Origin of the sequence: Lentzea albidocapillata (assembly GCF_000719115.1) — a bacterium.
Lineage (GTDB): Bacteria > Actinomycetota > Actinomycetes > Mycobacteriales > Pseudonocardiaceae > Lentzea > Lentzea albidocapillata.
In genome coordinates this window covers 1-25939 of record NZ_JOEA01000034.1, presented here as the reverse complement: position 1 = coordinate 25939, position 25939 = coordinate 1, and the positions used below count along the sequence as shown (strand labels likewise).

The window sequence follows — 25939 nt, the reverse complement described above, 5'->3', positions numbered from 1 at the left end:
CCGATGACACGTCAGGACGCGTCGTTGCCACTTCGCCCCAGCGAGGAAGAGGTCGCTCTGCGGACGACCGTGGCGAGCATCGTGGGGAAGTACGGCCACGAGTACTACCAGCGCTGCGCCCTCACTGGTGATCCCATGGCGGAGCTGTGGTCGGATCTCGGCCGCAGTGGCTTCCTCGGGCTCAACATCCCCGAGGAATACGGCGGCGGCGGCGCCGGATTGACCGAACTGGCGATCGTTCTCGAGGAACTGGCAGCCGGAGGGTGCCCCGAACTGGCCATGGTGCTGTCCCAGGGCATCGGTGGCAGCGTGCTGGCCCGCCACGGCAGCGCCGAACAGAAGGAGCGCTACCTGCCGGGGATCGCGGACGGCAGCGAGAAGTTCGTCTTCGCCCTCACCGAGCCGGACGCCGGATCGAACTCCCACAACGTCACCACGTCGGCCAAACGGGACGGTGCCGACTGGGTCGTGTCCGGGACGAAGTACTACATCTCGGGTGTCGACCACTGCGACCATTTCCTGCTCGTCGCGCGAACCGGGACGGATGACAGCACCGGTCGCGGCAAGCTCAGCCTCTTCATCGTCGATGATCCCAACGGATCCGGCCTGAGCCGGCAGCCCATCCCCACCGCCCTGCAGGCGCCGGAGCGTCAGTTCACGCTGTTCTTCGACGACGTCCGGCTACCGGCAGATGCCATCGTCGGAGAGGTCGACCACGGCCTGACCGCGCTGTTCGACGGGCTCAACCCCGAACGGGTCCTGAGCGCGGTCATCTGCACAGGAGTAGGGCGCTACGCGCTCGAGAAGGCGGTTCGCTACGTCAACGCACGCAACGTCTGGGGCGTACCCGTCGGGACGTACCAAGGAGTGCAACACCCTCTCGCCGAGGCGGCGATCGACCTGGCCGCCGCGCGTGACATGACCTGGCGTGCCGCCGCCGAGTTCGACGCCGGCCTGCCCGCGGGTGAAACGGCGAACATGGCCAAGTTCCTGGCGGCTCGGGCCGGTCACAAGGCGCTCGACACCGCCATCCAGATGCACGGCGGAAACGGGATGGCGCACGAGTACGGGCTGGCCGATCTCTGGGGCATCGTGCGCTTGCAGCAGGTGGCTCCGGTCTCGACGCAGATGGTGCTCAACTACATCGCACAGCACACGCTCGGCCTGCCCAGGTCCTACTGAGGAGCGACATGACTGTAACGCTCGACCACCTCAAGCTCTTGGAGGGCAAGGCACTTCCGGGCGCTGAGCTGGTCATCGAAGCGTACGAGAACTCCATTCTCGAACACGCCGTCCGCGCCCCCGAGTGCGCCGAAGAGTCCGCGCATCCCGTGTGGTTCGTGGTGATCTCCCTGCGCTGCCTGGGTGTCAGCGTGGACGAACTGTGCCGACTGGCCGGGAAGTCCGATGGCGACACCCTGCTGTTCGGTCACTGCTCGATCGAGCAAACCTCGGCGCTGCGGGTCGGAGCGCGCTACCGGGGCAAACCCGCCATCGTCACCGTCGGATCGCGAACGACCCGTGACGGGGCCCGGCTGGACAACGTGGACGTGCGCACCGAGGTGATCTCCGAGGATGGCGATGTCGTCGGCGCTGTGACCAGTACCTACCTGTTCAAGAGGGTTGATCGATGACGGCGCGGCAGATCCAGGTCGGCACCCGGCTTCCGGAGCACAGGGTGGTGGCGGTCGATGCCGAACACATCAGGCAGGTCGCACTCATCCTCCGCGACACGAACCCGATCCACTTCGACGTCGGCGCCGTCTCGGCAGCCGGGCTGGGCGATCGGGAGATCAACCAAGGTGGCACGACCATGGCCTACGTGCTTGACCTGCTGACCAAGTGGGCCGGTTCGCGTGAAGCGCTGCGGACGATCTCGTGCTCGTTCCGCGCCAATGTCTTCCGAGGAGACGATGTCGTGGTCGGTGGCGAGGTCACGGCAGTGACGCGACGCGACGACGAACTGCTCGTCGAGTGCGAGGTCTGGGCGGATGCGAACGGGCGGCGGGCCATCAAGGGCACCGCCACCGTCGTCCTGGCGAACTACGCCTGATCAGTCGGGACGAGGCTGGTGCGGGGCCCTCGGGAGGTGTGGTGGCCCGAGGACCCCGCATCGTTCACAACACTCCCAGCTTGCCGTTCCCCGCGGGCAGCGACCGCAGGACGGTAGCTGCCAACGGCTCTGCCAGCAGACCGCCGACAGCGGCGGTCAAAGCGGCGAAAGCCTTCCCCGCCCCGTGAGCCTGCAGCTCATCCGCCGACGACCACTTCTCGATCACCACGAAGCCTGCTTTGCCGCGGATGCTGCGATGCGCGGCGTAGAGCTCACACCCGCGATCTTGTTCGTGGGTTGCGGCGACCGCTTCGAGCAGGGCCGTCTCGACTTTCTCTTCCTGTCCGGGAAGAGGCACGAGGGTCGCGACCACGACCACCGATTCGAGGTTGTCCACAGGAACTCCCGATTCCGCGCCGCGAGCATGGCGGCGATGGTGTGCTCGCCCCTGAAGCTACCCGGGTAACGGGTGGCCTGATGTCGCATTCCGAGACAGTGCCTTGTGGCCACGCGTCCTCGCCGCTCGATGTCGTTCGCGATAGGTGACGGCTTCTGTTGGAGGTGCGGGTGAGCGTCGACCCTGCATCAGGCCAATGCCGGCCATAACTTGTCCAAAGCGGATGGCACAGACTGTCCACATTGGAACTTCTGGGCATTCTGGAGGCATTTGGCGTCGGGGACCAATGGGCTCTATGGGTCCGAACAGGCAAACATGCCGATGAGGCCGCCTCCAGGAGATATCCCGAAAACAGCCCCATCCTGACCCGTCAGGTCTGGTCGGACCACCACTTCTGGCCGGCCTCGCCGAGCGTGGAGATCGGGTCGTAGTAGGTCTTGACGGCGTCCGTGGTGGGCGACATGTGCCTTCTCCTGACGTTGAGGCGGTCGGCCGGCGCGGAGCGCGGAGGCCGGGCTGGGTAAAGCTGTCCGGGCACAAAACCGGTGCGGCGACTGCCCATCGCGCAGTCCGCAGGGCTCGCGTGTGCGGGTGGTGCGCAAGGGCGGGCCGTGTTCACAGCAGTCCAGCGCGCCTTGCGGGGCTGTGAGGTGGCCGGCCGGGGTGTCGGCCTGGCCGAGCGGAACGCTCAGGCGGGCAGGTTCGTCTCGGGGGCGGGGATGTCGAACGCGTTGAGCATGGCGGCCTGCGCCGCGTACATGGCGATGACGTGGACGGGATCGATGACTTCGTCGCGCCCCAAGGCTTGCAACGCGTGGTTGTACGTGGTGTCGCTGATGCGGTGCGTGGTGAGGAGCTCGGTGGTGAAGCGGTGGGTCAGTTCGTGCTCGCCCTCCAGGGCGACGGAGTCGCCGGCGAGGAGGCTGGTGACGGCGGCTTCGGAGAGACCGGCCGATCGCGTCAAGGCGACATGCGCATAGGTCTCGTAGTCGCAGTTCCAGTGCGCGCAGACGGTGAGGATGGCGACTTCACGGGATCGCCCTGGCGACGCACCGTGCGGCTGGCGTGATCTGGCTCCGGCTGGAGGTGGCAGGGACCGAGTCGGCCCTGCCGGACGGTCGCCCCGCGCCACGCTGGCATGCCGACGTGCTCTACTCGCCCGCCGCACTCGGCAAGCACGATGCCAAGGCCGTCGACGACCGCCGAGTCTTCTTCACCTGCGAGTCGCTCCCGTTCGAGGAGATCATGCCCCGCTGGTGCGAGGCGCACGGCCGTCTCAAGGCTGCGACCAACATGATCCTTGGGCTGCGCTACGCGCCAGCCAGCTTCGTCGAGAACAACCTCCTGACCGCGGTGGGCGCTGCCGAGGTGCTGCACCGCAGCCTCCGCATCGACGAGAAGCCGTTCCCCAAGGAAGAGTTCAAGGCGATGCGCGACGCGATGCTCGCGCAGGTCCCCGAGGAGTTCCAAGACAGGTTTCGTGGCGCGATCCGCAACGATCCGACGCTGCGGGACAGGCTCCACGCCCTCGCCGCGCGCCCAGACCAGGACGCGATCGCGCTGCTCATGCCGGACGTAGGCCACTGGGCGAGGAGGACAACGCGAGCCCGCAACGACCTCGCGCACGAGGGCAGGACGCCGAACCACCCGGTCGAGGAGCTGATCGCCATCGTTGAGGTAACCACGGCGGTCGTAATCCTCAACGTGCTGCACGAGCTAGGCCAGCCGGCTGGGCGGCAGCGAGAAATCGTGCAGGAGCACCCTCAGCTGAGAGCGACTTCGCGGACCGCGAGCGAGTCGCTGATCGCTCCGAGGAGCGACCTCTGAGCTTCGCCTTCTGCCACCGTCTGCAGAACATCCCGCTACGGTCTCGCTGTAGCGGGACGCGCCGTTCTCCCAGCGCATTCCTGACTTCGCCTTTCTCGGCGCATCGCAGCGACGCGTGATCGCATCTGATGACAACAGGACCTGGACGACCACGGCATGCAAGAGGTACTGGTCGTCAGGCCAACAAGATCGGGTCAACGGTCTCTGGTTGTCTGGACGCGTCGACACCCGTTCCACGCGCCTGCTGGCTCTGAGCCTCAGCACGAACGATCTTGACGAGCTGGCGAGCGGCAGCAGAGCCGATTGCCAGCCGGGCGCGGAGTACTTCGGCGGAGATGGGCTTCTGGAGTTCGGCTCGGTGAGCTGCATCCTCCTGTCGCGCTTGGTTCAACAGCTGCTCCGAAGAACGTCCCCGAGAACCAACACGACGACGAACCGACAAATCCTCCGGCACGTCGACATGTCGGCGATCGAGGGTTGCCTTCAGCGACACGGTGGACCCGATCGCTTGCAAGAGTCCGGGGCCGACCTCGGCCCAACCGATCAGCAGCAAGGGACCAACCGCGTCGAACGCGGCCTTGCCGTACTCGCCGGCAACGATCGGATCAGCCACGTTCAGGGCGAGCGTGACCAAACTTGCAAACATCAACAACCGACGCGCCGGTCGCAGCACTTCGAGGGGAGCCCCGGCGAGCGCGAGGTGCCGGATACCGAGCAGGAGGCCGAGGATCGACAGGTCCACCGCGGGCGCGACGAGCGGCGCCACCCAGACGGGCACGCCCAGCCGGAGACCCAGGCTCAGCACGTTGCCGAACCCAAACAGGAAGGTCAGCCCCACGACCGCGGCCATGATCACCGTGACCGCGCGGACGACCAGGTCGCCTGCGCCGCGTTCCGCCTGGCCGCTCATCGCCCACCACGCGGTTCGTCCACGACGAAGCTGCTCTCAAGCACCAACTTGCCGGTCAGACGCGTGGCCGAAGTGGTGAGCAGGTCTGCGTGGTGCCTTGCCGGGGGCACCCAACACGCCCGAGATCTGTCCGCGGAAAGCGCGGACCGGATCTCGGGCGTTGTGGTTTTCGGGACCAGGCTCTCAGACCTCATGCTGCGGCATACACCCAGGACCCCAATCGGTGACCAGGATCGTCTCCGGCCCGAAACGACGCAGAACCGCAGGAGTGCCCGTGAGCGACGCGACCTGGATCTCAATCAGTGGGACGGGTGACGGACACCGCTGTTGGGCGACCACGCCGTACACCTGGTGGCCTGAGGACGAACACGCGAAACCGACCGCCCGCCGGCCACACTTGGCCGCTGAGGTCGGCTCAACCTGGGACCAGCACCGGCAGCTGACTGAGCGGCAATCACGATCTTGGCGATCGCATCTGACAGACAGGCGCGGGTCAGGGTGTCGAAGAGTTCTTGTCCCAGTTCGGTTGTGGCAACTGCCAGCGCTAGCCGCGTCTTGACCGGTAACGTCCTCGGTGCGGCGTATGCCCGGTTGGGATCGGTGGGGACGGATGGCTGGCGAAGCTGTGCGGTTGCTGGACGGGTTCGGCCGCCGTTACGCCGTCGCCGTCCGCGTCGCGACCCTGCCGCCCATCGGAGCGGTCGCCCTGCTGCAGGCCTCGGGCGGCAAGTTCACGGCTACGGCGCTGGCGGTTGCCGTCGCCGTGATCTGGACGTGTGCGCAGGGGTGGCTGGGGCGGACGACCACGGTGCCGGTTGCCCTGGATGTGGCTGTGTTGCTGGGTTTGTGCGTTAGCTCCTTCTGGACGGGCGCGGTTGAGGACGGCAACACCGCGTGGCTGCGGCTGCTGATCACGTTCGCGTGCGTGACGTGGCAGTGGTACACCGCGCCGCTGCACGGCATCGTCGCGGCGCTGGTGACCGGCGGCTCGATGCTCGTCGTCTTTGCCGTGGCCGGACAGAACCCGACGTCGTCGCTGATATGGGTGCTGGTGATGGCGGGCATGTCCAGGGCGGCCTGGACGGTCGTCGTTCGCGCGGCGGAACGCGCCGACCGCATGGGCGCCGAGGCCGAACGGGCACGTCGCGAGGCTGCGGTGGTTGCGGCCGTTCGTGCCGAGGAGCGTGAGCTCGCGAACTCCCTGCACGACACGGCGGCCACCACGTTGCTGATGGTCGGTACCGGGCAGGTGCCGGCGGGTGCCAGTTGGCTGGCGCCCCAGGCCCGCCGTGATCTGGCCCGGCTGCGTTCCTCCGCCGGTGGGCGCAGGCCGGAACAGGCCGATCTCGTCGACCTGTTGCGCGCCGGTCTCGACGCCGGCCATCTGACCGTCGAGCTCGACGCGCCGCGGACGTTGCCGTTGCCGTTCGACGTGGCGGGTGCGATCACCGGCGCGGTCGGAGAGGCCCTCAACAACGTGCGCCGCCACGCCGGGACGGACCGGGCGCAGGTCCGGCTGCACGGCGATCCGAGCGCGCTGCGTGTCGAGATCTCCGACGACGGCAAGGGGTTCGCGGTCACCGAGGGGGCGTCGGCCGCCCGCCGCGGGCTTCGTGAGTCCGTGCACGGCCGGATGGAACGGGTCGGCGGCAAGGCCACGATCATCTCGGCTGAGGGGGCGGGCACTGTGGTGTGGCTGGAGTGGCGGTCCGATGAGTGACGACGAGACGAGGGCACAGCTGCAGCGCGGTCTGCGGATCGCCACCCTGATCCTCGCCGTGCTGACGGTGAACGTGCTCGGCCTGATCCACCTGGTGCACGGCCTGGAGTTCCACGACTACCCGGCGGCCCAGTTCGCCGCCTACGCGGCACTGACCGCGGTGCTGGCGACCGAGGCGGTGCTCGTCGTGCGGCGGCGACCTTGGCGTAATGGGCGCCGGATTGCCATCGCCGTGGTGCTCGGCGCGTCCGCGCTGTCCTACCTGACCTTGCCGGACGGCATGACGTCGACCACGGTGGACTGGCTGTTCGGAGCAGCGAACTGGGCCGGGGCCGTGGTTCTGCTCGATCGTCCTTTTAGGACTTTTCTGGCGTTCCTGGTGACGCACGAACTGCTCGCGCTGGCAAACCTGCTGGTGTTCCACGAGGTGGACCGGGCGGCGCTGGTGCGGTTCACCACGGGGTCGGTGACGGTGTTCGGGTTGCCGCTGCTCATGGCCGTGGTGGCGGCCGTGCTGGGCGGGATCGCCGCCGAGGCGGCCAGGGCCGCCCGTGAGCTCGAACTGGCACGGACCGCGGAGGCTGCCGCGTCGGCCGCGCATCGACGCCGCGCCCAGCGGTTCGCCGAGTTGAGCGGCACGGCCGTGCCGCTGCTGACCGGTCTCGCCGACGGGTCGCTCGAGCCGTCGGATCCGGTGGTGCAGCGCAGTTGCGCCACCGAGGCGGCCCGGATGCGCCGGCTGTTCGCCGAGACGGACACGGTCGGCAACCCGCTGCTGCACGAGTTGCGCCACTGCGCGGAGATCGCGGATTACAAAGGGGTCGAGGTCGAACTGGATGCGCGCGGCCAGTGGCCGACGCCGCCGGTGGCCGTCCGGCGAGACCTGACCGACGCCGCGCTCACCGCGCTTGCGACGGCGGGCTCGTGGGCGCGGGTCACTGTGGTCGGCAGCGCCGATTCGGTGTCGGTCAACGTGGTCGCGGACTGCGCCGAGTACACGGTGCCGTCGCCGGCGACGCCGGACGTGCGGATCGAGATCTTCGGCAATGGGGGAACGGTGTGGATGGAGGCCCAGTGGCAGCCGAGTTGATCAAAGCCGTGATCGTGGACGACCACGCGGCGATCGCGGCGGGCGTGCGTTACTGGTGCGATCAGGCCGATCCGCCGATCGGTCTGATCGACGCGGGCGACCGCCTCGCCGGTGTGTGGACCGGCCAGGGCGCCGACGCCGACGTGGTGATCTTCGACCTGGAACTGGTGCCGGGCAAACCGGACTTCGGTGAGCTGCGCCGGCTCGTCGACAGCGGACGGCGTGTGGTCGTGTACTCGCAGCACGCCGACAACGTCACGGCGATCAAATGCATCGACCTCGGCGCGTTGGCGTATCTGACCAAGCGCGAAGGCCCCGAGCACCTCGTCCCCGCGGTCAGGGCCGCCGCCGAGGGCCGGGGCTACACCGCGCCGTCGCTGTCCGGCGCGCTCGCCGCGGACGACACCCCGGACCGGCCGCGTCTGTCGCCGCGCGAGACCGAGGTGCTGCGAGCGTGGTTCGCCTCTTCCTCCAAAGAACTCGTCGCCGCGAAGCTCCACATCACCGCGAAGACCGTCGACACCTACATCGCCAGGGTCCGGGTGAAGTACGCGAGCGCCGGACGTGCCGCGAGCACCAAGAGCGAGCTCATCACCCGAGCGCTGGACGACGGCGTCATCACGCTGGCCGAGCTGAACGAGACCGCGCCGTGAGGCGGGTCAGGCGGCGGGCGGAACGGCCGCGCCCCGCACGTTGAACTCTATGCCGAGCTGTTCCGCCAGGCCTGGCACGGCGATCTCGGTGACCAGGTTTCCGGTGGCGCGGTCGAACTTCTTGATCCTGATGGGCGTCTCGCCGTCGAACGTCTCCTGGATCAGGTGAATCGACCGGTCCGTGAAGATCGCCTGACTGGACGAATCGCTGCCCGAGACGAACCTGGTGTCGAACCGCGGCCTGGTGATTCCGGAGGCGATTTCGGTGCTCATGATCCGGCCATCGGCGGCGAGCCATTCGAGGTGGCCATCGAGGACCGCCAAGTCGTCGTAGGACTTCTGGGAGAACGTCTCGGGGTCGATCAGTTTCTCGGCGATGGGTCGTCCTTGGACGTCGACGAGAGGCTGTTCGGTGTACTCGCCATTGCCGGTGTTCCACGACACGATGGTCAGGTGGGGCTTGCCGTCGGCGTCGGCATAATCGGAGAGGAACGGGATGACACCGTCGTGGCATGGCACGTGACGGTTGTGGTCTCCCGCATCGAAGACTCCTCGCCAGGCGAGGGCCTTTTCCTGTCCTTCGGTTGCCGGATACAGCTGGGAAAGCAACTCCGGCTGAGCACCGGGCTCAACCTTCGAGCGCATGCCGGGAATCTTGGCCGAGTCGGCGAAATGAGCGCCGCTGTCGGTGGCGATTCCATTGAGGACGCCGTCGCACAGCGCGTTCATGAAGTAGTTTCCTTCGACGTTGTAGAGCAGTGAACCGGTCGAAGTGGTGACGGCTACCTGGTTGGTGTAGCCGGATTCGGAGAAGCCTTCGTTGTAGACCGCGACAAAACCCTTGTTGCCGGGCAGCGCGAAAGCCGACTGCTGGTGCCCTGCCTTCTTGTTCTCGAAGCGAGCCAGACCGTCCTTGCCGAGGATGTAGTCGCGTGCGTCGTCACTGAAGAACAGCCCGGCGTCCGACCACGCGATATGCGGCTCGGCCATGCCGCTAGTCTCGATCAGGCGTGTGCTGCCGTCTGCCTGTACCAGGACCAGGTAGGCGGGCCGCTTTTCCTTCGGTTTGTCGACGGAGGTGTCCGGGCTGAGGTAGAACGCGACGACGGTTTCGCCGAGCTTCACGACATCGGGATCTGCGATGTTCACCTCTGCCCCACCGCCCGGCGAGGTGCAGGCCGTCACGGCCAGGATTGCGCAGGCAGCGAGCGCAACGAGTCGGGGAAGGCGCACCGGGCCGAATCCTCTCAGGCGGTGGGCGGTGCGGCCCGCACCCGGCAGGCCGCACCGCTCATCGAAGGTCGTTACTTGATGGTCGCGTAGACCACGGTCTTGCTGTGATCCTTGATGTTGTTGGGGTAGACGCCTTCCCCGCCGTTGCTGTCCAAGTCGATGCCCGCACCGTGCTTGTACGCCTTCCAGACCAGCTCGGAGCAGTTCAGCTTCCCGTTGCTGTTGTCCTTGTTGTCAAGGAAGTTCCCGTCGTACGGCAGGTCTCGGAACTTGTTGTAGGCGTGGTTGGCGGCCTTGTCGCGGTTGGCCTGCTTGGTGTCGACGTACATCTTGTAGATCGGGCCACACTTTTTCAGCGTGGATGCCGTGACGGACTTGCTCTTCTGGTCCTTGCCAGGCGCTTCCACGATCGTCTTCGTCGTGTAGTAGATGCCGACGTGGTTGTGTGCGACCACGTTCTTGGCGTAGGAGTGGAAGATATCCCCCTTGTTCCTCGCGTTTCCGACCGCCTTCTTCGTGCAGTCGCCGCCACCAGAGGAAGCGGTGCCGACCTCACTCGTCGGGTCCGTCTCTGCGGCTTGGACGGGCGCGACGAGCAGGCCGGCCATTGCCGTTCCTGCCACGACGGTGGCCACCATGGACGAGGCGAGAATTCGCCCGATTCTGGACATGCTTGACCCCACTCTGTAACCGGTGGACAGTGACCCCAAGGAAAAGGCGCGAAACGCGCACAAATCCACTGATCGTGACCACATGGGTGGCTACGATCAGACCCCTCTAGTCCTGGAACCTGCAGTCCGTTTACAAGGATTACATTAAGACGCCCGGCCGCCCTCGCATGTCGGGTGTTCACCTGACACGGCCACCTGCGTTATCTCAGCCCGCAGCCCGATGACGTTTCAGTCGTGGGCGAACGTCCGGCCTGTCTCCGGGCAGGTTCGCTAGGCTTGATCGGCTCGCCTCAACCACCTTGCCCGGGAGAACAGTGCAACGTTTCGCGGCCAGTCCTGCCCTGGCGCGGCTGGAATGGATTCTCGACGGCCTGGATGGGAAACCGGGCTGGGGAACTGACGCGTCCGACGTGCTCGCGGCTGCGTTCACCGCTGTCGTCCCGCCCGAGCGGTACGTCGAGGTCACCCGCGGTCGAGCTGCCGACTACGCGCCGGTCGTCGTGGTCGGTCTCGACGTCGGCGAGACCACCGCGCGGGCACGGATCCGCCATCACGACGGCACCGTTGATGTCGTTTCCTGCGTCGTCGAGGCCGCACGGCCGTATCGAATCGCATCCACGTGGGTTGCCGGACTGGTGCCGACCGATCTGACACCGAGATTGCCGGCCGATTTCACCGACTACGACCTACCGTCCGTCGCCACGGATGCCCGGCTGGTCGTGTTCTCCGGGTTGCCTGGCAGCGGAAAGAGCACCCTGGCCGACGCCGCGGGCGCCGAGCTGGGGATTCCGGTCTTCGCCACCGACTGGCTGCTCGGCGCGCTGACCCCGTTCGGCGGCCGTCATTTCGAGGATCCACTGGCGATAGCCGAAGAGGTACTGACCACGCTCGCTCTCCGGCAACTCGTCGCCGGACAGTCCGTCATCCTCGATCACCCCACCGAACAGGTCGCGACCAGGGAACGCTGGCGTAGCCTGGCCCGCCGGGCCGGTGCGGAGTTCCGTGTGGTCGTGTGCCGATGCTCCGACCCGCAAGTCCACCGTGCCAGGCTCGAAGGCCGCAGCCGCGGCATCGCCGGCTGGCACGACTCGGGCGACTGGCACAACGTGCAGCAGCGACTGGCAAGCTTTCCCTGCTGGGCCGGGGAAGCGCTCTCACTGGATACCGTTCAACCACGTGAGCGGTCCCTTGCCGCAGTCATACGGCACATCATCGCCTGACGGCAGCCCACGCAGGATCTGAGACATCGTCAAAGCCTCACTCGCGCTGACGCATTTCGAACACGGCCGGCTCACCTGAAATCCGTTGAGATCAACCCGCTGGACGAGGGGTAGTTATGATCGTCGATCGTGTTCACCGCACGGCCGACGGCCGTTCCTGATGCCGCCGTCGATCCCGTTTGGACCACGCGCCGACCCGAACGAACGGTGCTCGGCGTGGTGCACAACGTCACCTCCGCGACCAGGCTCTTCGACGTACTGCCCTTGCTGGCGACGGACCATCGGGTCGAGGTGATCTTCGCCTGCACGGGCTCGTCCCCGTTCGGGAGGGATGTCGACCCGCACCTCGACAGGAATCGAGTGCACCAGGTCGGGTGGTCAGAGCTCGCGGAGCGCAGGGTCGATCTCACGATATCGACAAGTCACGGCGGTCCCCTGCACGAGCTGGACAGCCCTGTTGTCATTTTGCCCCACGGAATGGGGTACAACAAATATCTGAGTGCGGAAACGCGGAAATCCGAGAATCCGGTATTCGGCCTGGCACCTGAGTGGTTGCTGTCAGGGGGCGTACCCATCGCCTCATCACTGGTGTTCTCGCACGACGAGCAGGTCGAGCGGCTGAGAGACTCCTGTCCGGCAGCGCTCGACGTGGCCGTTGTCGCGGGTGATCCGTGTTTCGACCGGATGCTCGCGAGTGCGCCGCTGCGCCGCACGTACCGCGACGCGTTCGGTCTGCAGCCGGGACAACAACTGGTGTTCGTCTCGTCCACCTGGGGTCCGGAGTCGCTGTACGGCACCGCACCGAAGTTGGTGCGCGAGCTGCGCGATGAACTGCCGCTGGACGAGTTCGCGGTCGCGGTTGCCTTGCACCCCAACATCTGGGCGCACCACTCCCCCTGGCAGGTCGAGATGTGGCTCGACGACTGCCGTCGTCGCGGGGTGGTGCTCGTTCCTCCGGAGGAGGGCTGGCGTGCGGGATTGATCGCATCCGATCTGGTGGTCGGCGATCACGGCTCAGTGACGTTCTACGGAGCCGCGCTGGGCAAGCCGACGTTGCTGGCCACGTGGCCGGAGGATGCGGTCGATCCTGCTTCCCCGGTCGGCATGTTCATCGCCGCGGCGGACCGGCTCACCCCTCGTCGGCCGTTGGGCGAGCAGGTGCGCGCCGCGATCGAGCGCGGCCGGACCCACCAGGAGATCACCAGGTTCACGACGTCGGTGCCCGGTGAGGCGGCGCGGTTGCTTCGCGCGGAGTTCTATCGCCTGCTCCACCTACCAGAGCCCGAAGCGCCGGCTCTCACCCGTGTCGTTCCGCTGCCCGAACTGTCGCCGCGACCTCCGGCCGTCGAGATCGTGCGGGCGGACCTGCGGATTGCCGAGGATCAGCTGTCCGCTGCCCTGGTGCGGTACACCGCTGACGTGGCGCCGTTGCCGGCGGGCGCGGGATTGATGGTCAGCACCGGCGAACCCTGCTCGGCTCAGTTGGAACTGGCCGACATAGTGGTGCACGACCAGCCGGGCGACGCGCATGGCTGGATCGCGGACACACTCGACGCGTTTCCGGGTGCTGTGCTCGCCACCATGCCTGTCAACGGGAGCACCTGGGTGGTGGGTACACGGGACGCAGGGTTCGTGGAGTTCACGTCGGCGGGTGGTGACGGCAGGGTCTGGTCGGTCGTCGTGCTGGCCTGGTTGCGGGAAGGCCGGCGGGTCGCCGACTTCCCTGCTCTCGTTCGCCTGCAAGCAGGTCAAGCCGGCTCGGCCAGCCTCTGCCGGGTCGCCAGCGCGGAATGGAGCAGCCCGCGCTCCTCGTAGATCGTCAACGCTTCGCGGTACAGCTCGACTGCGACGTCGCGGTCGGTCTCGAGCTGCGCCAGTGCTTCCAGGATCTCCGCCCGATCGACCTGGTGCTTGTGCTCGGTCGCCAGGGCGAGTGCTTCCCGCAACCGCGGACCACCTTCGGCGCCGAGCTTGCGGCCCTGCCACAGCAACACTTTCGCCAAGTTCTGCGGCTCAGCCACAGGTAGCGATCGGAATCCCTCGTAGGCTCGTTCCAGCAGCACCAGCGCCTGCTCGGACGGTTCAGGCTTGGCTCCGTGCAGGCACGCCAGCGCAATACGTCGCGGGTCGCGGGTCGTTTCCGCCAGCTCCAGGTTGCGCCTCAACCACGACGCCGACCTGGTGAGATCGCCGCCGTCGAACGCGGCCAAGCCGGCGCCTTCCAGCGCCGTGGCAACCAGTTCCACGTTGCCGGCCGCCTCCGCGAGCTGGATCGCCGCGGTGCACGAGTCGACCGCGTCACGGAACCGGCCGAGGCTGCGATACGCGAAACCCTGTTGCACCAGCAGAAGTGCCTTCTCCCGATCGGCGCGCAGGTGGTCTGCGGCGCGAAGGCCGAGCGCGTGGGTGGCCACCAGGTCATCGGCGTACTTCTCCGCCAGGAACAACCACCACTGCGAGACACACAACCGCAGAACGGATTCGAGCTCACCTAGCTCGAACGCGACGGTCACCGCCGCCCGCAGGTTCACCCGCTCGGCCCGCAGCCACGCGCCAGGATCGGCCGAAGCTGGATGTGCTCCGTCCACAACGGATTCGGGAAGGAACCCGCCACGCCACGACCGCGGTGGCAACAACCCGATGGCCGCCGTGACCGCTCCTGTCACGTACCACCCGACCATCGAGCGGGTAGCGGCAAGACGGTGCGCTGCGTCGTCGACGGTGTCGGCCACCAGACGCGCGTGCTCGTGCACCAGCTTGTGGACGGTCAGCCTGCCGGTGCGAGGCTGGTCGATCGTTCGCATGTCCCGAAGTTCGCGGATCACCGGACGCAACTCCGCCGGGGAGATCCCCAACGCGGCCGCCAGCACCGCCACAGACAGGTCATCGACGTACGGATGAAGGCCGATCGCCCGGTAGCAGCGCTGGCCGAGGCGGCTGAGCCTGCGGTATCCGGCGTCGAACACGGTGCCCAGCGACGGCTCGCCGCCCACGGTCACGCGCGTGATTCCCGTCGCCGGGTCCTTCAGTTCGTCCAGCAGTTCCGCCAGCGGCATGTCCGGTGACTCCGCGAGCAGCACGCCGACCACGCACAACGCGGCAGGCAAACCCGCGCACATGGCCACCAGGGCATCACGAGCGGAGACTTCACCATCGACGCGATCCCCCGCGAAGACGCGCAGCAGTTCTACGGCCATCTCGGCTTCGAGCGGCTCGACGTCCACGAAAGCGGCGTTGTTCTGCAACAGGGTGCCGAACGCCCCGTGACCGGTGACCACGACCAGCGAGGCGCCCTTGCCCGGTAGCAGCGCGCGCACCTGGGCAGGCGTCACGGCGTCGTCGAGCATCACCTGGAAGCGCTTGCCGTGGGTCAATGTCCGGAACATGTTGTGCCGCGCCTCGAGGTCCGCGGGGATCTGTGCCCGGTCGACCCCGAGCGCGCCCAGGAATCCGGCCAGCACCTCGCTCGGCGCGCTCACCTGATCGGTCCACGCACCAAGGTTCGCGTAGAGCTGCCCGTCGGGGAAACGATCCGCGCGGTCGTGCAGCCAACGCACAGCGACTGTCGTCTTGCCGCTACCGCGCTGGCCGCGCAGCACCCTGATCACCGGGCCCTCGGAGGTCACCGCGGCCAATGCCTCGTCGAGCGCACGGAGTGTCCGCTTCTGGTTGACCAGCTTCGTGATCGCTCCAGGCAGCTGACGCGGTCGTGGCAACGTCGATCCTTCCACCATGTTCGTCACGTCGGGCTCGCCCGCCATGCCGCGCCTCCCACGCTCCGGCAAAGATCGATCCAGTCAGCCTATCGCTCGCGTGACGACGACGGCACGCGTTGTGATCATTCGCTGGCGAGGTCGTTGCGCATGAGATCGCGCATGGTGCGGACAGCCTGGTGGAACTCCTCATCAGCCTCTTTGATCACCGGAGCGGTCGCCGGACTGGTCAGCACGAGCTCAGCCCACCGTTCCCCCGAGTCGAGCACCGCCGCGAGTGCCCTGTCGGCGAGTTCGGGAGCGTTCAGCTCGATGTAGGCGGCGGCGTCGCGGAGTGCGGCCAAAGCCGCTTCGCCGGTGCCGGCGGCGGAACGCAGCGCAGGACGCAGGGCTCGGGCCGCGACCAGGAACTTCGCATAGGTGTCTTCACGGTTCTGCTGGTGGCGTTCCTCGCGCTTGGCGCGTCGTTCGATTTCGGCGAGACGGAAGGCGCGCATCGTGTTGAGCCACTGGGCGCCAAGCGCGCCGAAGACACTCAGCACGGCCACGAGCATCGTCACCCAGATCGGAGTCACGTGAGCACCGTACCGATTTCGTGATCACGTCGTGGGATGCCAGGTACGGTGAGCGGGAGTTGAGCCTCTGCGGGAGTGGATTGTGTCGTCAAGCCGGTGGCTGAAGGTGCCGCTCGGACCTCACGGTCCCCGGTGGCGGACGGTGGCCGCCGAACGGTCGGTGCTGGCCGTCGCCCATACCGTGACGGCCCTCAACCGCCTGGCCGACATCGTGCCCGTGTTCGACAGCGACCAGCGGGTCCAGATCATCTACACGTGTCCGCAGGCGTCTGCGGTGACCAACGGCGTGGAGGAACACCTCGCCGCGATGGGTGCGCTGGTCATGCCTTGGGAACAGGCGACCGTAACCGAGTTCGACCTCGCACTTTCGGTACACAATAGTGGGAACCTGCACGACATCACGGCTCCGCTCGTGATTCTTTCGCACGGAATTGGCTACACTAAATACTCACCCGGAAACCGGAAACCGGAAACCGGAAACCGGAAACCGGAAACCGGAAACCGCTCCGTCTACGGCCTGTCACGCGACGGGTTGGTGCGTAACGGCGCGGTAGTCCCCCGCGCTGTCGTCCTGTCGCACGACGAGCAGTACGCCCGCCTGGCCGATGCGGTTCCCGAGGCGCTGGACGCCGCGATAGTGGCAGGCGATCCGTGCTTCGACCGGATGGCGGTGAGCGAACCGCGGCGCCGCGAGTACCGAAGCGCGCTGGGCGCGGACGACGACATGACGGTCGTCGTGGTGTCGTCGACCTGGGGCCCGGACTCCCTGCTGGGGCGAAACCCGAATCTCATCGCGCAGTTGCTGGCCGAGCTGCCGAGTGACCGGCATGTCGTGGCCGCCGTGCTCCACCCGAACGCGTGGTTCGCGCACGGACCCGCGCAGATCAGGTTGTGGCTCGGCGACTGCCTGCGCGCGGGTCTGCGGCTGGTTCCTCCCGCCGAAGGCTGGCAGCAGGCAGTGCTGGCTGCCGACGTGGTGGTCGGAGATTTCGGCGCGGTAACCGGATACGCGGCCTGTGCTGGGCGGGCGACGCTGCTGGCTTCGTTTCCTGAGGACCAGATCGCCGAGAGGTCCGCGATGGGCGAGCTGGGACGCACAGCGAGGCGGCTCGACCCCGTCTCGGCCTTCCTCCCGCAGTTCGACGCCGCGCTCGCAGACGCCGGCCAGCTCAGCAAGGTGCGCGAGCTCGCGACCTCGCTACCGGGCTCATCGGCAGCCGTGCTGAGGAAGGCCTTCTACGACCTCATGGCGCTGACCGAGCCGCCGCGAGCGCCGTTGGTCCCACCGTATGCCGCGGACGCACTGCTGCCCGAGCGGATCCCGGTCGCCGCGTGGTGGGCCGCCGTACAGTGGCACGGCGACCACGAGGCCGAGGTGACGAGGTGGCCGGCGGACGTCGACGCCCGTGACGAACAGCCCCCGAACACCACCGACCGGCACCTGGTGGTGGAGCAGGCGCATCCCCGCCGAGATCTGCACGGCAACGCGGCCATCGTGATGCTCAAGGATCTGGGCGAGGCCGGCGAGACGTTCACTCGCCGGCCGACGTGCGGGTTCGTGGTAACGGGCGAAGAAGTCGTACACCGCGACAAAGGCGTTGTCGCACACGGTCTGTCCGATGTGGACGAATCCGTCGCCTGCGCGTCCGCGATCTATGCCTGGCTCTCCGCCGGCCGCACGTGGGAGGCACTACCCGGCAGGGCAACGCTACGGATCGGCAGCCGCCAGATCGAGGTAGCGCTCAGCCCTCCCGGCCTTCCTCCTCCACCTGCCTCAGAAGTGCGTCCACCGCATCCGTCTCGGCGTCCCCCAGCATGATGTACAGCTCCATGGCCGACCGGAGAGCTTCGGCAGCGCCCCGGAAGTCGCGCCCGGCCTGCAAGGCAGCACCGAGTTGCCGCAGGGCGCCGGCCTCGGCACGAACGGTCTGGTCGTGGGAGAACAACCTGGCAGCCTGGCGGTAGTGTCGTGCGGCTTCGGCAGGGTCACCGGTGCCGAGGGCGGCGTCCCCGAGTACGAGCAGGCACTTGGCGTGGTTGTCGGTCTCGTGGGCCGACTCGAAGTGCTCGATCACCGCGGCCGCCACGCTCGCCGCGCGGTCCCAGGCCCGCAGCTTCACCCATGCCCTCGCGCGGTGCAGGGCCAGCAGCGCCCGCATCCGGATCCGTTGCTGTTCTCCGATCGCCTGCCCGGATCGGTCGACAACCGCCTCGGACTCGTCGAAGCAGCGGAACGCCATCTCCAGATCGCGCTCCGCGGCAGCGGTCTTGCCGAGCCACTCCCACGCGCTCTGCTCGCCGTGGCTGTGTCCGGCCTTGATGGCAGCACGCAGCGAGGCCTCGAAGTCCTGTCGCGCGAGCGTCGTGTTCCCGACGGCGAGCTGTGCGGCGCCCCGCTGTGACGTGACCTGCATCAGACCCGCCACATTTCCGCTCGCCTCCGCGGAACGCACTCCGAGCTGATGGCTGTCGAGCCACACGTCGACGTGCCCGTGCAGGTGCAGATACTTGAAGACCGCGACACAGAGCTGCCACGCGACGTCATGCAGATTCTGCTCGTGTGCGGCGCGCACGCACGCAACGACCGAAGGCCATTCGACATCGAACCAGGCCGTGGCGTCTTCCCGCGGCAACGGAACCGGCTTGGCCGCGACATACCTGTCGAACTCGGGACCGACTCGCCACCGGTTCGCCAGTGCCGCATCCCGCGGGATCGCCTCGCGGAGATACCACGTCGTGATCCTCTCGACCGCCGACTTCACGACCTCGGGACCGTCGACCTCCTGCGCGAGACGCAGAGCGTGCGCACGCACGACCCGGTAGAACGAATACCTGTCCCGATCCCCGTCGTAGACCAGCAGGTTGAGATCGGAAAGCTCGTCGAGCACCTGTTCGGCCCGATCGCGGTCGACGTCCAGCGCCACCGCCGCAGCGTCGGCCCCGAACCTCGGGCCGGGCAGCAACGCCAGGCGGCGCAGGGCGAGCTGCAGGTCGCGCACCAGGCTGAAGGTGGCGTTCAGGAACCTCGTCACACGCTGCGAATGGTCCATGGCCAGCAGCGCTTCATCAGAGGTTCGCAGTTCCCGCAGATACCGTTCCACGGCGCGCTGCGGCCGCCTCGTGAGCTGCGCTCCGAGGATCCGGATCAACAACGGGAAGCCGTCGCAGATCTCGGTCAGCTCATCGATGACCTCGGCAGGCAACTCGGCCGCGCCCGGACCGATGGCGGCCAGGAGCAGTTCCCTCGACTCCGCACGCGGCAACCTGTTCAACGGCACGTCCGCGAAGTCGTGCTGGAACAACTCGCGCAACATCACCCGAGCCGTCACCACCACCGCGGCCTCCGGTGACGAGTTGGGGATCAGCCTCGTGACCTGCTCCGCACTCGCCACGTCCGTGATCAGCATCAGGAACCGCTTGCCCGCGGACAGCCGCTGGAACGCCTCCGCACGGGCAGCGTCCGAACTGGCCAGGTCCGCGTCGGCCACACCCAGACCTCGCAGCGCCTGTCCGAGCATCTCCCCCTGCTGCACCAGCTTGCCGTCAGGCTGACGAGCAGCGACCTCGATGTAGGCGTCGTCGAACGCCGACCGGTGCTCGTGGAAGAACTCGCTGGCCAAGCTCGTGCGCCCGATTCCGTCCGGGCCGTGCAAATACACCAGGCAGGGGCGTCCCTCCGCCCGCCGCTCGTCGAACAGTTTGCTCATTTCCGTCCGTGCGCCGACACGGTTCAGAAACGGATGCGCACGACGCGGACCGACTACGACGCTCCCCACTTGGCCCTCCCCTGAGCAACATCATCAGAACGGCCACAGTAACGTCCGAACGGAGTCAGCGTCTTTTCGCCGCGGAGCTGCTGTTGGCCGTCCGGGTGAAGAACAGGTCTGGGTCGGCGTGTTCTGGCAAGCGGTGATCACGGTCGTGATGGCTCCTCCCCGGACGAGCTCCTGACCTTCACGACGACCTTGCCCTTGGCGCGTCCTGTTTGGACGTACGCCAAGGCGTCGTTGGTCGCCTCGAAGGGAAAGATCCGGTCGACGACCGGTTCGATGATCGCGGCGTCGACGAGCGAGGTGATCTCACCCAGTTGCTTCCCGTTCGCCCGCATGAAGAGGAACGAGTAGCTGACCTGGCGGCGCCGTGCCGCTTTCCGGACGCGGTGGCTCAGGGCGCGCATCACCGGTCGCAGGATCCACGGCTTGCCGAGCTGCCTGGCGAAGGCGGGGTCCGGCGGGCCGGAGATCGAGATGAGTTTTCCGCCGGGCTTCAGTACGCGCAGTGACTTCTCGAGAGTCTTGTTGTCCAGGCTGTTCAGCACCACGTCGTAGTCGCGCAGGACGGTTTCGAAGTCGTCTTTGCGATAGTCGATCACGACATCGGCGCCGAGCCGCTTGACCAGGTCGACGTTGGCGGCGCTGGTCGTCGTGGCCACGGTGGCGCCCAGGTGCTTCGCCAGTTGGATCGCGAACGTCCCGACCCCGCCGGCACCGGCGTGGATGAAGACCTTCTGGCCCTTCTGCAGGTCGGCGATCTCGACCAAGGCCTGCCAGGCGGTCAGGCCGACCAGTGGGATGGCGGCCGCCTCCTCCATCGTGAGCCGGCTCGGCTTCAGCGCCAGGTCGTCCTCGCTGATGGAGATGAGCTCTGCGAAGGTGCCGATCCGGTCCTTGTCCGGTCGCGCGTAGACCTCGTCACCGGGCTTGAACTTCCGCACTCCGGCACCGATACGGAGCACGACGCCGGCGACGTCGTTGCCCAGGACGAACGGCGGGCGGTAGGGCAGGACGAGCTTGAACTCCCCGTCCCTGATCTTGAGATCCAGGGCGTTGACGCCCGCCGCGTGGACCTGGACCAGCACGTCGTGCTCACCCACCTCCGGCTCGGGCATGTCGCCCGCTCGGAGGGTGTTGCCGCTCTTCCCGTAGCGGTCGACGATGAACGCCCGCACGTCAGCCCGCCATCCGGTTGAGCTTGCGGACGCTCCTGTCGAAGGCCCACGCGGGGGCGACGCGACGGAGCACGCTGACGCGCGCGGCGGTCGAGCCCGCGGTGTAGCGCCGCTTCGGCTTCGCGTCGGTGGCCGCCGTGGCGATCACCCCGGCGACGAGCGCGGGATCGTCGCCGCCTCGCATCGACTCCGCCATGACGTCGTCGTAGACGCGGCGCCGGTGCGCGTAGACCGGCAGCGGGCTGTCCGCCTGCACCATGTTGGCGTCGAACGGGCTGTTGGTGGGGCCGGGCTGGACGAGCGCGACATGAACGCCGTGTTCGCGGACCTCGTGGTCCAGGGATTCGGAGTACCCCTCGACCGCGTGCTTGGTCGCGACGTAGACCGCCATGAACGGGTTGGGGACGAACCCGGCCACCGACGAGACGTTGATGATCCGGCCGCTGCAACGGGCGCGCATGTGCGGCAGGACGGCCCTCGTCATGCGCATCAGGCCGAAGACGTTGACGTCGAAGACCGTCTGCGCCTGGGCCACGGAGATCTCCTCCGCGGCGCCGTTGGCACCGACTCCGGCGTTGTTGACCAGTACGTCGAGGCGCCCGAACCGTTCGAGCACCTGCCCGACGACGGCGGCGACCGACTCGTCGCTGGTGACGTCGAGGTCCAGGAACGTCACGCCGTCGGCGGGGGTGATCCTCGAGGTGTCGCGACTCGTGCCGACCACACGGAAGCCGGCGTTCGCCAGTGCGAGCGTGGCGGCCTTGCCGATGCCTGAGGACGCGCCCGTCACGAGCGCCACCTGCGGTGCTGCTGTCATCGTGAGCTCCTTTGCATTATGACCGTACGACCATAAGATGGGACTTGGGTCCGAAGCAAGAGATCCGGCAGATTTAGATTATGATCGTACTAACATCGAGGCCGGAGGAGCACATGGCGCGGTACGGCAAAGAGCACAAGCTGGCGACGAGGCAGCGGATCATCGAGACGGCGGGCCGCCGGTTCAAGCGCAGCGGCATCGACGGCTCCGGCGTCGCCACGCTCATGGCGGACGCGGGACTGACCAACGGTGCCTTCTACGCGCACTTCGAGTCCAAAGAGGACTTGGTCGCGACCGCGGTCTCCGACCAGCTGCGCGACCAGCGCGAACAACTCGCGGCCGGCGCACCCGGCCGCGCCGGAGTGGAGCAGATCGTCCGCGCCTACCTCTCCCCCGAGCACCGCGACAACCCGGAGGAGGGCTGCCCGTCCGCGGCGCTGCTCGACGAGATCGGCCGGTGCGGAGAGCCGACCAGGCAGGTCTACACCGACAGCATGCTCGCGATCATGGACGACTTCGCCGCCCGCCTGGCACCAGCGGATCCGCAGTCGGCGCGCACCACGGTTCTCAGCGTCTACGCCCTGATGGTCGGCACGTTGCAGCTGTCCCGCGCTCTGACCGACCGGCAGCTCGCCGATGACCTCCTGGAGCAGGGCATCCGCAACGCGCTGGCGGTGCTGGACGGCGAAAGCGCCACCTCCGGGAAGTGACGCGCCTCCATCCCGTACCACCACTGAGTGCACTTGGGCGTGTGCGGCGCCACGCGACCGGCGACTGCCAACAGACTGGGGTGCGTGGACACCAGGAAGCGAGTCGATCCCGTCCGGCGCGGTCGCACCATCCTGGGGGCGTCGTTGCTGCTCACAGCCGTCGCCGCGGGGACAAGGGCCGCCGTCGGGTTCAGCTACGCGCCCGAACTGGAGTCCGTGATCCGCGCGGACGACGGGCTCGACGTCACCATCGCGCTGCACACCGGGCTGACGTACGCGTGGCTCGTGTTCGCGGTCCTGACTGCGGCAGCCGCGGTGCCGTTGTTGGTCAACGGTTCGGGCCGGACGTTCGCGGCCGGCGTCTGCTACGCGCTCGGCATGCCGTTGCTGCTGTTCAGCATCGGCGTGATCGCCCCGATCTCGACGGTCCAGACGCTGACGTGGCTGACGTGCGGCACCGTGCTGCTGACGGGGTGCTTCGTGATGCTGACTTCCGGACCGGTTCCCCAGCAGCGGGTAGCTCCGGACCGGCGGAGGCCGGCCCGGAGCCGTCACCGCTAGCGGCCGGTCACCGTGCAGGTCGCGGTCGCGGACCTGCCGGGGTTGCTCTCCGACACAGCCGTCAAGGTCACCTTGGACATGATCGGCCCACCGTTGCGCTGGGCGTGCACCGGAACGTCGACCCGCCCGCCGAACCTGGCCGTGGCCAGCGCGTTCGGCACCGAGACCGTCCAGCCGTCCGCAGCCTTCGCCGTCACGCGGTAGACGTCACCGTCGAGGTACTGGTCGACGGGCTCCGGGTGCTGTCCACCGGGAGGTGCCGTGCGGCCGGTGTTGGTCAGCGGGAAGCGGCAGGTCGCCACACCTGACGAGTCGGCACGCGCCGCGGTCGGGTTGACCCGCACGCCGCGCTGCTGCGGTCCGGCACCGTCGAGCGACCGGATCGCCACCGTGTACGACAGCACGCCTCGAGCGTCGCGTTGCAGCTCCAGCACGTAGAAGTGCAGGCGGTTGGCCGTGTCGACGAACTCGAACTCGCTGCCGGAGTTCGTGCCCGCGTGGAACAGCGCGTCGGACAGCTGGCGGTAGTCGCCGATCGTGATCGGGACCTTGGTGCCGTCGGGCAGGACGTAGTCGGTCATGCCGATGTCCTGCGGGTTCGCGTCGATCACCCACGTGAACGGTGCGGCGTCGACGTTCTTGGTCTTGGCCAGCATCACGCCGGAGTCCGGGGTGAACGAGTCGGCGCCCATCCGGTCCACGACTTCGAGCGTGTAGTTGTGGTAGCCGCCGCCGTCGCAGAACGGATTGGTGGAAACGTTGCAGGACGGGGACTTGTCGCCGGTGCCCAGCGCGAGGTTGATGCCGGTCAGGCCGGTGGCGCCGGGGTTGACCTCGCGGGCGGTGATCTTCGCGATGACCGTGCCGGAACTGGCGAGGGCCTCGCGCGACAACCGCAGGACGTTCTTCTCGTCCACGATGCCGAGCTTGATCTTGTTGCGCAGGGTCTGCTGCGCACCGAGCGATCCGCCGCCGGTCGCCGGGATCGTCCACCGGGAGTGCGGGCCGCCAGGGCCGTTGAACGAGCCGCGCGACAGCATGTCCCACGGGCCGCTGTAGTCACGGCGCGGCGGGCTGCCGTAGGGGTTGTTGTAGTTGTCGCCGATGCCGAGGATGTGGCTCAGTTCGTGCGCGTACACGCCCTGGCCGGAACTCTCGGCCTGGGTGGACGAGCCGCCGCCCGCGTTGGGCCAGATCGACGAGCCCGCGGCCCACGACGTCCAGTCCACGTAACGGGTCTTCGACCAGTTCGGCAGCGCGGGATCCGGCGGGCCGAAGGCGTCGGTCACGTCCTCCTTGGTCCGGAACTTCATCATCCCGAACTCCTGCCAGGTGCCGGACTCGTCCTGGCCCGCCGACAGGTAGTAGACGAAGTCGTAGCCCGCGGGCACTTCCGCGCCGACGTCGGCCACCCACGCGGCACGGCCGTCGGTGCGGATGTTGCGGTTGCAGGAATCGCCCGCGGGGCAACCGGTTCCGCCCTGGAACTCCATGGCGTACTCGTGGTCCTTGCCCGGCATCAGGTACGGGCCGAACGCCTTCAGATCGACGCCGTAGCGCCCGCCCGAGGTCTCCATCCAGTACTCGTGCACCGTGTGACCGCGGTTGAGGCCGTTCGGCTTGTTGAGGAAGTCCTGGTAGAACTGCCCGACCTGCGCACGCGGCACGTCGCCGGCCTCGGCGCTGGGGTTGCCGAACACCGTGGAGTTCTTCGCCTGCGTGACGACGAACGGCTGGTTCGGATAGTCCAGCAGGACCAGCGCGCCCTTGAAGGTGCGCACCGAACCCTTGACCGACGGGTCGGCCCAGTTCGTACCGGGAATCTTCTTGTAGTCCCGTTCCCACGTCATGTGGTCGGGGTTGACCCAGTTCTGCGGGTCGATCGGGCCGGGGAAACCGGCCTGCGCGAGCACGCGGGCGGAGTCCCTGGACTCCTGCCACGGCTGTTGCTGCGGCCAGTGGTTGTACTGCCAGTGGTTCGACGGTTCTTCCGGAGGAGCTGCGGCCGAGTTGCCGGCGTTGAACATCGCGATCGAGAGGAGCGCGGTGATCAGCAAGGCAGGGCGCCGGTGTGTGCGTTCCATGCCCTCACCGTGGTGCAGAGCAGGCCACGGCAACCACCGTCGATCGTCTGCCAGTCAACGGATTTCGGGCAGATCGACGCGAACGGACGCACCGCGCGGCCTCGGCACGAACCGCACGCTGCCTCCGTGCACCGCCACGACGTCCGCCACGATCGCCAGCCCCAGACCGGATCCGGGCAGGCCACGGGCGTCGGGCGCGCGCCAGAACCGCTCGAAGGCCGAGCTCCTGTGCTCGAACGGCACTCCGGGCCGCTCGTCGCTGACGGTCAGCCAGCCAGGCTTCGAGCGAACGGTGATCGTGGAGCACGCCGGGGAGAACTTCACGGCGTTGTCGAGCAGGTTGAGCACGCTGCGTTCCAGCGCGCCCGCGTCACCGACGGTCGACCACTCGGCGCGGTCGACGTCGAAGAGGTGGTCGTGGGCACGGCTGCGGGCGCGCTCGACCGCCCGGTCGATCACACGGGCCAGGTCGACGGGTTCGCCGGCCAGTTCCCGGTCGTCGCGGGCGAGCACGACGAGTTCGGTGACCAGGTCGCTGAACTCCTGGCTCTGGGCCTGCAGGCGGTCGAGGACCTCCGCGCGCTGCGGTAGCGCGCGGCCGGTGCGTTCGCTGCGCACCAGCAGGTCGATGTTGGTGCGCAGGCTGGTCAACGGGGTGCGCCTCCGTTCTCGCCGTGGGCCTCGTGGTCGCGCTGGTCGCCGGGATCGTGTTCGTCGCGGCGGTTTCGGTGCAGCGCCTCGGTTCTGTCGCCGCCGG

General features: G+C 67.7%; 24 protein-coding genes. 12 read left to right on the top strand and 12 right to left on the bottom strand.

Annotated features, from left to right (window positions below; genetic code table 11):
• Positions 1 to 3 precede the first annotated feature (3 nt).
• From IG04_RS0139700 to IG04_RS0139690, 3 genes are read left to right on the top strand one after another with little or no spacing between them, the layout of a single operon-like run.
• Positions 4 to 1182 (top strand): acyl-CoA dehydrogenase family protein, encoded by a 1179-nt coding sequence (locus IG04_RS0139700; RefSeq protein WP_030481916.1) that lies wholly within the window; start codon positions 4 to 6, stop codon positions 1180 to 1182.
• 8 nt (positions 1183 to 1190) lie between these two features.
• Positions 1191 to 1634 (top strand): hypothetical protein, encoded by a 444-nt coding sequence (locus IG04_RS0139695; RefSeq protein WP_030481915.1) that lies wholly within the window; start codon positions 1191 to 1193, stop codon positions 1632 to 1634.
• Entirely contained in the window at positions 1631 to 2053 is a 423-nt protein-coding gene (locus tag IG04_RS0139690; RefSeq protein WP_030481914.1) for a MaoC family dehydratase, read from the top strand. The genes IG04_RS0139695 and IG04_RS0139690 overlap by 4 nt, the downstream gene beginning before the upstream one ends.
• A gap of 64 nt (positions 2054 to 2117) precedes the next feature.
• On the opposite strand, the gene IG04_RS0139685 is transcribed toward IG04_RS0139690, so the two are convergent.
• Positions 2118 to 2450: a putative quinol monooxygenase gene (locus tag IG04_RS0139685; RefSeq protein ID WP_030481913.1), complete on the bottom strand. Its 333-nt coding sequence runs from the start codon at positions 2448 to 2450 to the stop codon at positions 2118 to 2120.
• Between the two features lie 688 nt (positions 2451 to 3138).
• Positions 3139 to 3414: a carboxymuconolactone decarboxylase family protein gene (locus tag IG04_RS43390; RefSeq protein WP_051771820.1), complete on the bottom strand. Its 276-nt coding sequence runs from the start codon at positions 3412 to 3414 to the stop codon at positions 3139 to 3141.
• A 101-nt stretch (positions 3415 to 3515) separates the two neighbouring features.
• Here IG04_RS43390 and IG04_RS0139670 point away from each other — a divergent pair, with 101 nt between their 5' ends.
• Complete coding sequence (locus tag IG04_RS0139670) at positions 3516 to 4277, top strand: HEPN domain-containing protein (RefSeq protein ID WP_211257900.1); 762 nt, start codon at positions 3516 to 3518, stop codon at positions 4275 to 4277.
• 175 nt (positions 4278 to 4452) lie between these two features.
• Here the strand turns inward: IG04_RS0139670 and IG04_RS0139665 are convergent, their stop codons facing one another.
• Positions 4453 to 5187, bottom strand: coding sequence for a hypothetical protein (locus IG04_RS0139665; RefSeq protein ID WP_036016829.1), 735 nt, complete (start codon positions 5185 to 5187; stop codon positions 4453 to 4455).
• Positions 5188 to 5797: 610 nt separating this feature from the next.
• Here IG04_RS0139665 and IG04_RS44655 point away from each other — a divergent pair.
• Genes IG04_RS44655 through IG04_RS0139650 form a run of 3 tightly spaced genes read left to right on the top strand, consistent with a single transcriptional unit; the run spans position 5798 to position 8650 of the window.
• Positions 5798 to 6907, top strand: a complete 1110-nt coding sequence (locus tag IG04_RS44655; protein ID WP_144065219.1) for a sensor histidine kinase — start codon at positions 5798 to 5800, stop codon at positions 6905 to 6907.
• The gene (locus IG04_RS0139655) at positions 6900 to 7997 is read left to right on the top strand and encodes a hypothetical protein (protein WP_051771812.1); all 1098 of its coding nucleotides are present in this window, start codon (positions 6900 to 6902) and stop codon (positions 7995 to 7997) included. The genes IG04_RS44655 and IG04_RS0139655 overlap by 8 nt, the downstream gene beginning before the upstream one ends.
• The gene (locus IG04_RS0139650) at positions 7982 to 8650 is read left to right on the top strand and encodes a response regulator (RefSeq protein WP_030481907.1); all 669 of its coding nucleotides are present in this window, start codon (positions 7982 to 7984) and stop codon (positions 8648 to 8650) included. The genes IG04_RS0139655 and IG04_RS0139650 overlap by 16 nt, the downstream gene beginning before the upstream one ends.
• 6 nt (positions 8651 to 8656) lie before the next feature.
• On the opposite strand, the gene IG04_RS0139645 is transcribed toward IG04_RS0139650, so the two are convergent.
• Together IG04_RS0139645 and IG04_RS43385 are read right to left on the bottom strand one after the other, a co-directional pair.
• Positions 8657 to 9835, bottom strand: a complete 1179-nt coding sequence (locus IG04_RS0139645; protein WP_169746037.1) for a hypothetical protein — start codon at positions 9833 to 9835, stop codon at positions 8657 to 8659.
• A 119-nt stretch (positions 9836 to 9954) separates the two neighbouring features.
• Positions 9955 to 10554 (bottom strand): hypothetical protein, encoded by a 600-nt coding sequence (locus IG04_RS43385; RefSeq protein ID WP_159460433.1) that lies wholly within the window; start codon positions 10552 to 10554, stop codon positions 9955 to 9957.
• A 314-nt stretch (positions 10555 to 10868) separates the two neighbouring features.
• On the opposite strand from IG04_RS43385, the gene IG04_RS44650 reads away from it, so the two are divergent.
• Positions 10869 to 11774 (top strand): AAA family ATPase, encoded by a 906-nt coding sequence (locus IG04_RS44650; RefSeq protein WP_051771800.1) that lies wholly within the window; start codon positions 10869 to 10871, stop codon positions 11772 to 11774.
• Positions 11775 to 11903: 129 nt separating this feature from the next.
• Positions 11904 to 13589 carry a hypothetical protein gene (locus IG04_RS43380; protein WP_084400938.1) on the top strand — a complete coding sequence of 562 codons (1686 nt, stop codon included), beginning with the start codon at positions 11904 to 11906 and terminating at the stop codon, positions 13587 to 13589.
• Here IG04_RS43380 and IG04_RS0139625 read toward each other — a convergent pair.
• Both IG04_RS0139625 and IG04_RS0139620 read right to left on the bottom strand, forming a co-directional pair.
• On the bottom strand, positions 13523 to 15535 hold the full coding sequence (locus IG04_RS0139625; protein ID WP_030481902.1) for a tetratricopeptide repeat protein: 2013 nt from the start codon (positions 15533 to 15535) through the stop codon (positions 13523 to 13525). The genes IG04_RS43380 and IG04_RS0139625 overlap by 67 nt on opposite strands.
• A 77-nt stretch (positions 15536 to 15612) precedes the next feature.
• The gene (locus IG04_RS0139620; RefSeq protein WP_030481901.1) at positions 15613 to 16062 is read right to left on the bottom strand and encodes a hypothetical protein; all 450 of its coding nucleotides are present in this window, start codon (positions 16060 to 16062) and stop codon (positions 15613 to 15615) included.
• A 106-nt stretch (positions 16063 to 16168) separates the two neighbouring features.
• On the opposite strand from IG04_RS0139620, the gene IG04_RS43375 reads away from it, so the two are divergent.
• Positions 16169 to 17881 (top strand): hypothetical protein, encoded by a 1713-nt coding sequence (locus IG04_RS43375; protein WP_169746036.1) that lies wholly within the window; start codon positions 16169 to 16171, stop codon positions 17879 to 17881.
• Here the strand turns inward: IG04_RS43375 and IG04_RS0139610 are convergent.
• The 3 genes from IG04_RS0139610 to IG04_RS0139600 all read right to left on the bottom strand — a co-directional run bounded on the left by IG04_RS0139610 (position 17805) and on the right by IG04_RS0139600 (position 21827).
• A complete protein-coding gene (locus IG04_RS0139610; protein WP_030481899.1) occupies positions 17805 to 19769 on the bottom strand; it encodes a tetratricopeptide repeat protein in 1965 nt (654 codons plus the stop codon). The genes IG04_RS43375 and IG04_RS0139610 overlap by 77 nt on opposite strands.
• Before the next feature lie 206 nt (positions 19770 to 19975).
• Positions 19976 to 21010, bottom strand: a complete 1035-nt coding sequence (locus IG04_RS0139605) for an NADP-dependent oxidoreductase (protein WP_030481898.1) — start codon at positions 21008 to 21010, stop codon at positions 19976 to 19978.
• Between the two features lies 1 nt (position 21011).
• Positions 21012 to 21827, bottom strand: coding sequence for an oxidoreductase (locus tag IG04_RS0139600; RefSeq protein WP_030481897.1), 816 nt, complete (start codon positions 21825 to 21827; stop codon positions 21012 to 21014).
• 80 nt (positions 21828 to 21907) lie between these two features.
• Here IG04_RS0139600 and IG04_RS0139595 point away from each other — a divergent pair, with 80 nt between their 5' ends.
• Both IG04_RS0139595 and IG04_RS0139590 read left to right on the top strand, forming a co-directional pair.
• Positions 21908 to 22537, top strand: a complete 630-nt coding sequence (locus tag IG04_RS0139595) for a TetR/AcrR family transcriptional regulator (protein WP_245815949.1) — start codon at positions 21908 to 21910, stop codon at positions 22535 to 22537.
• Between the two features lie 84 nt (positions 22538 to 22621).
• Positions 22622 to 23098, top strand: coding sequence for a hypothetical protein (locus tag IG04_RS0139590; protein WP_030481895.1), 477 nt, complete (start codon positions 22622 to 22624; stop codon positions 23096 to 23098).
• On the opposite strand, the gene IG04_RS0139585 is transcribed toward IG04_RS0139590, so the two are convergent.
• The gene (locus IG04_RS0139585; protein WP_030481894.1) at positions 23095 to 25182 is read right to left on the bottom strand and encodes a M6 family metalloprotease domain-containing protein; all 2088 of its coding nucleotides are present in this window, start codon (positions 25180 to 25182) and stop codon (positions 23095 to 23097) included. The two genes, IG04_RS0139590 and IG04_RS0139585, sit on opposite strands and share 4 nt — an antisense overlap.
• A gap of 54 nt (positions 25183 to 25236) precedes the next feature.
• A complete protein-coding gene (locus IG04_RS47855; protein WP_051771793.1) occupies positions 25237 to 25833 on the bottom strand; it encodes a sensor histidine kinase in 597 nt (198 codons plus the stop codon).
• Positions 25834 to 25939 lie beyond the last annotated feature (106 nt).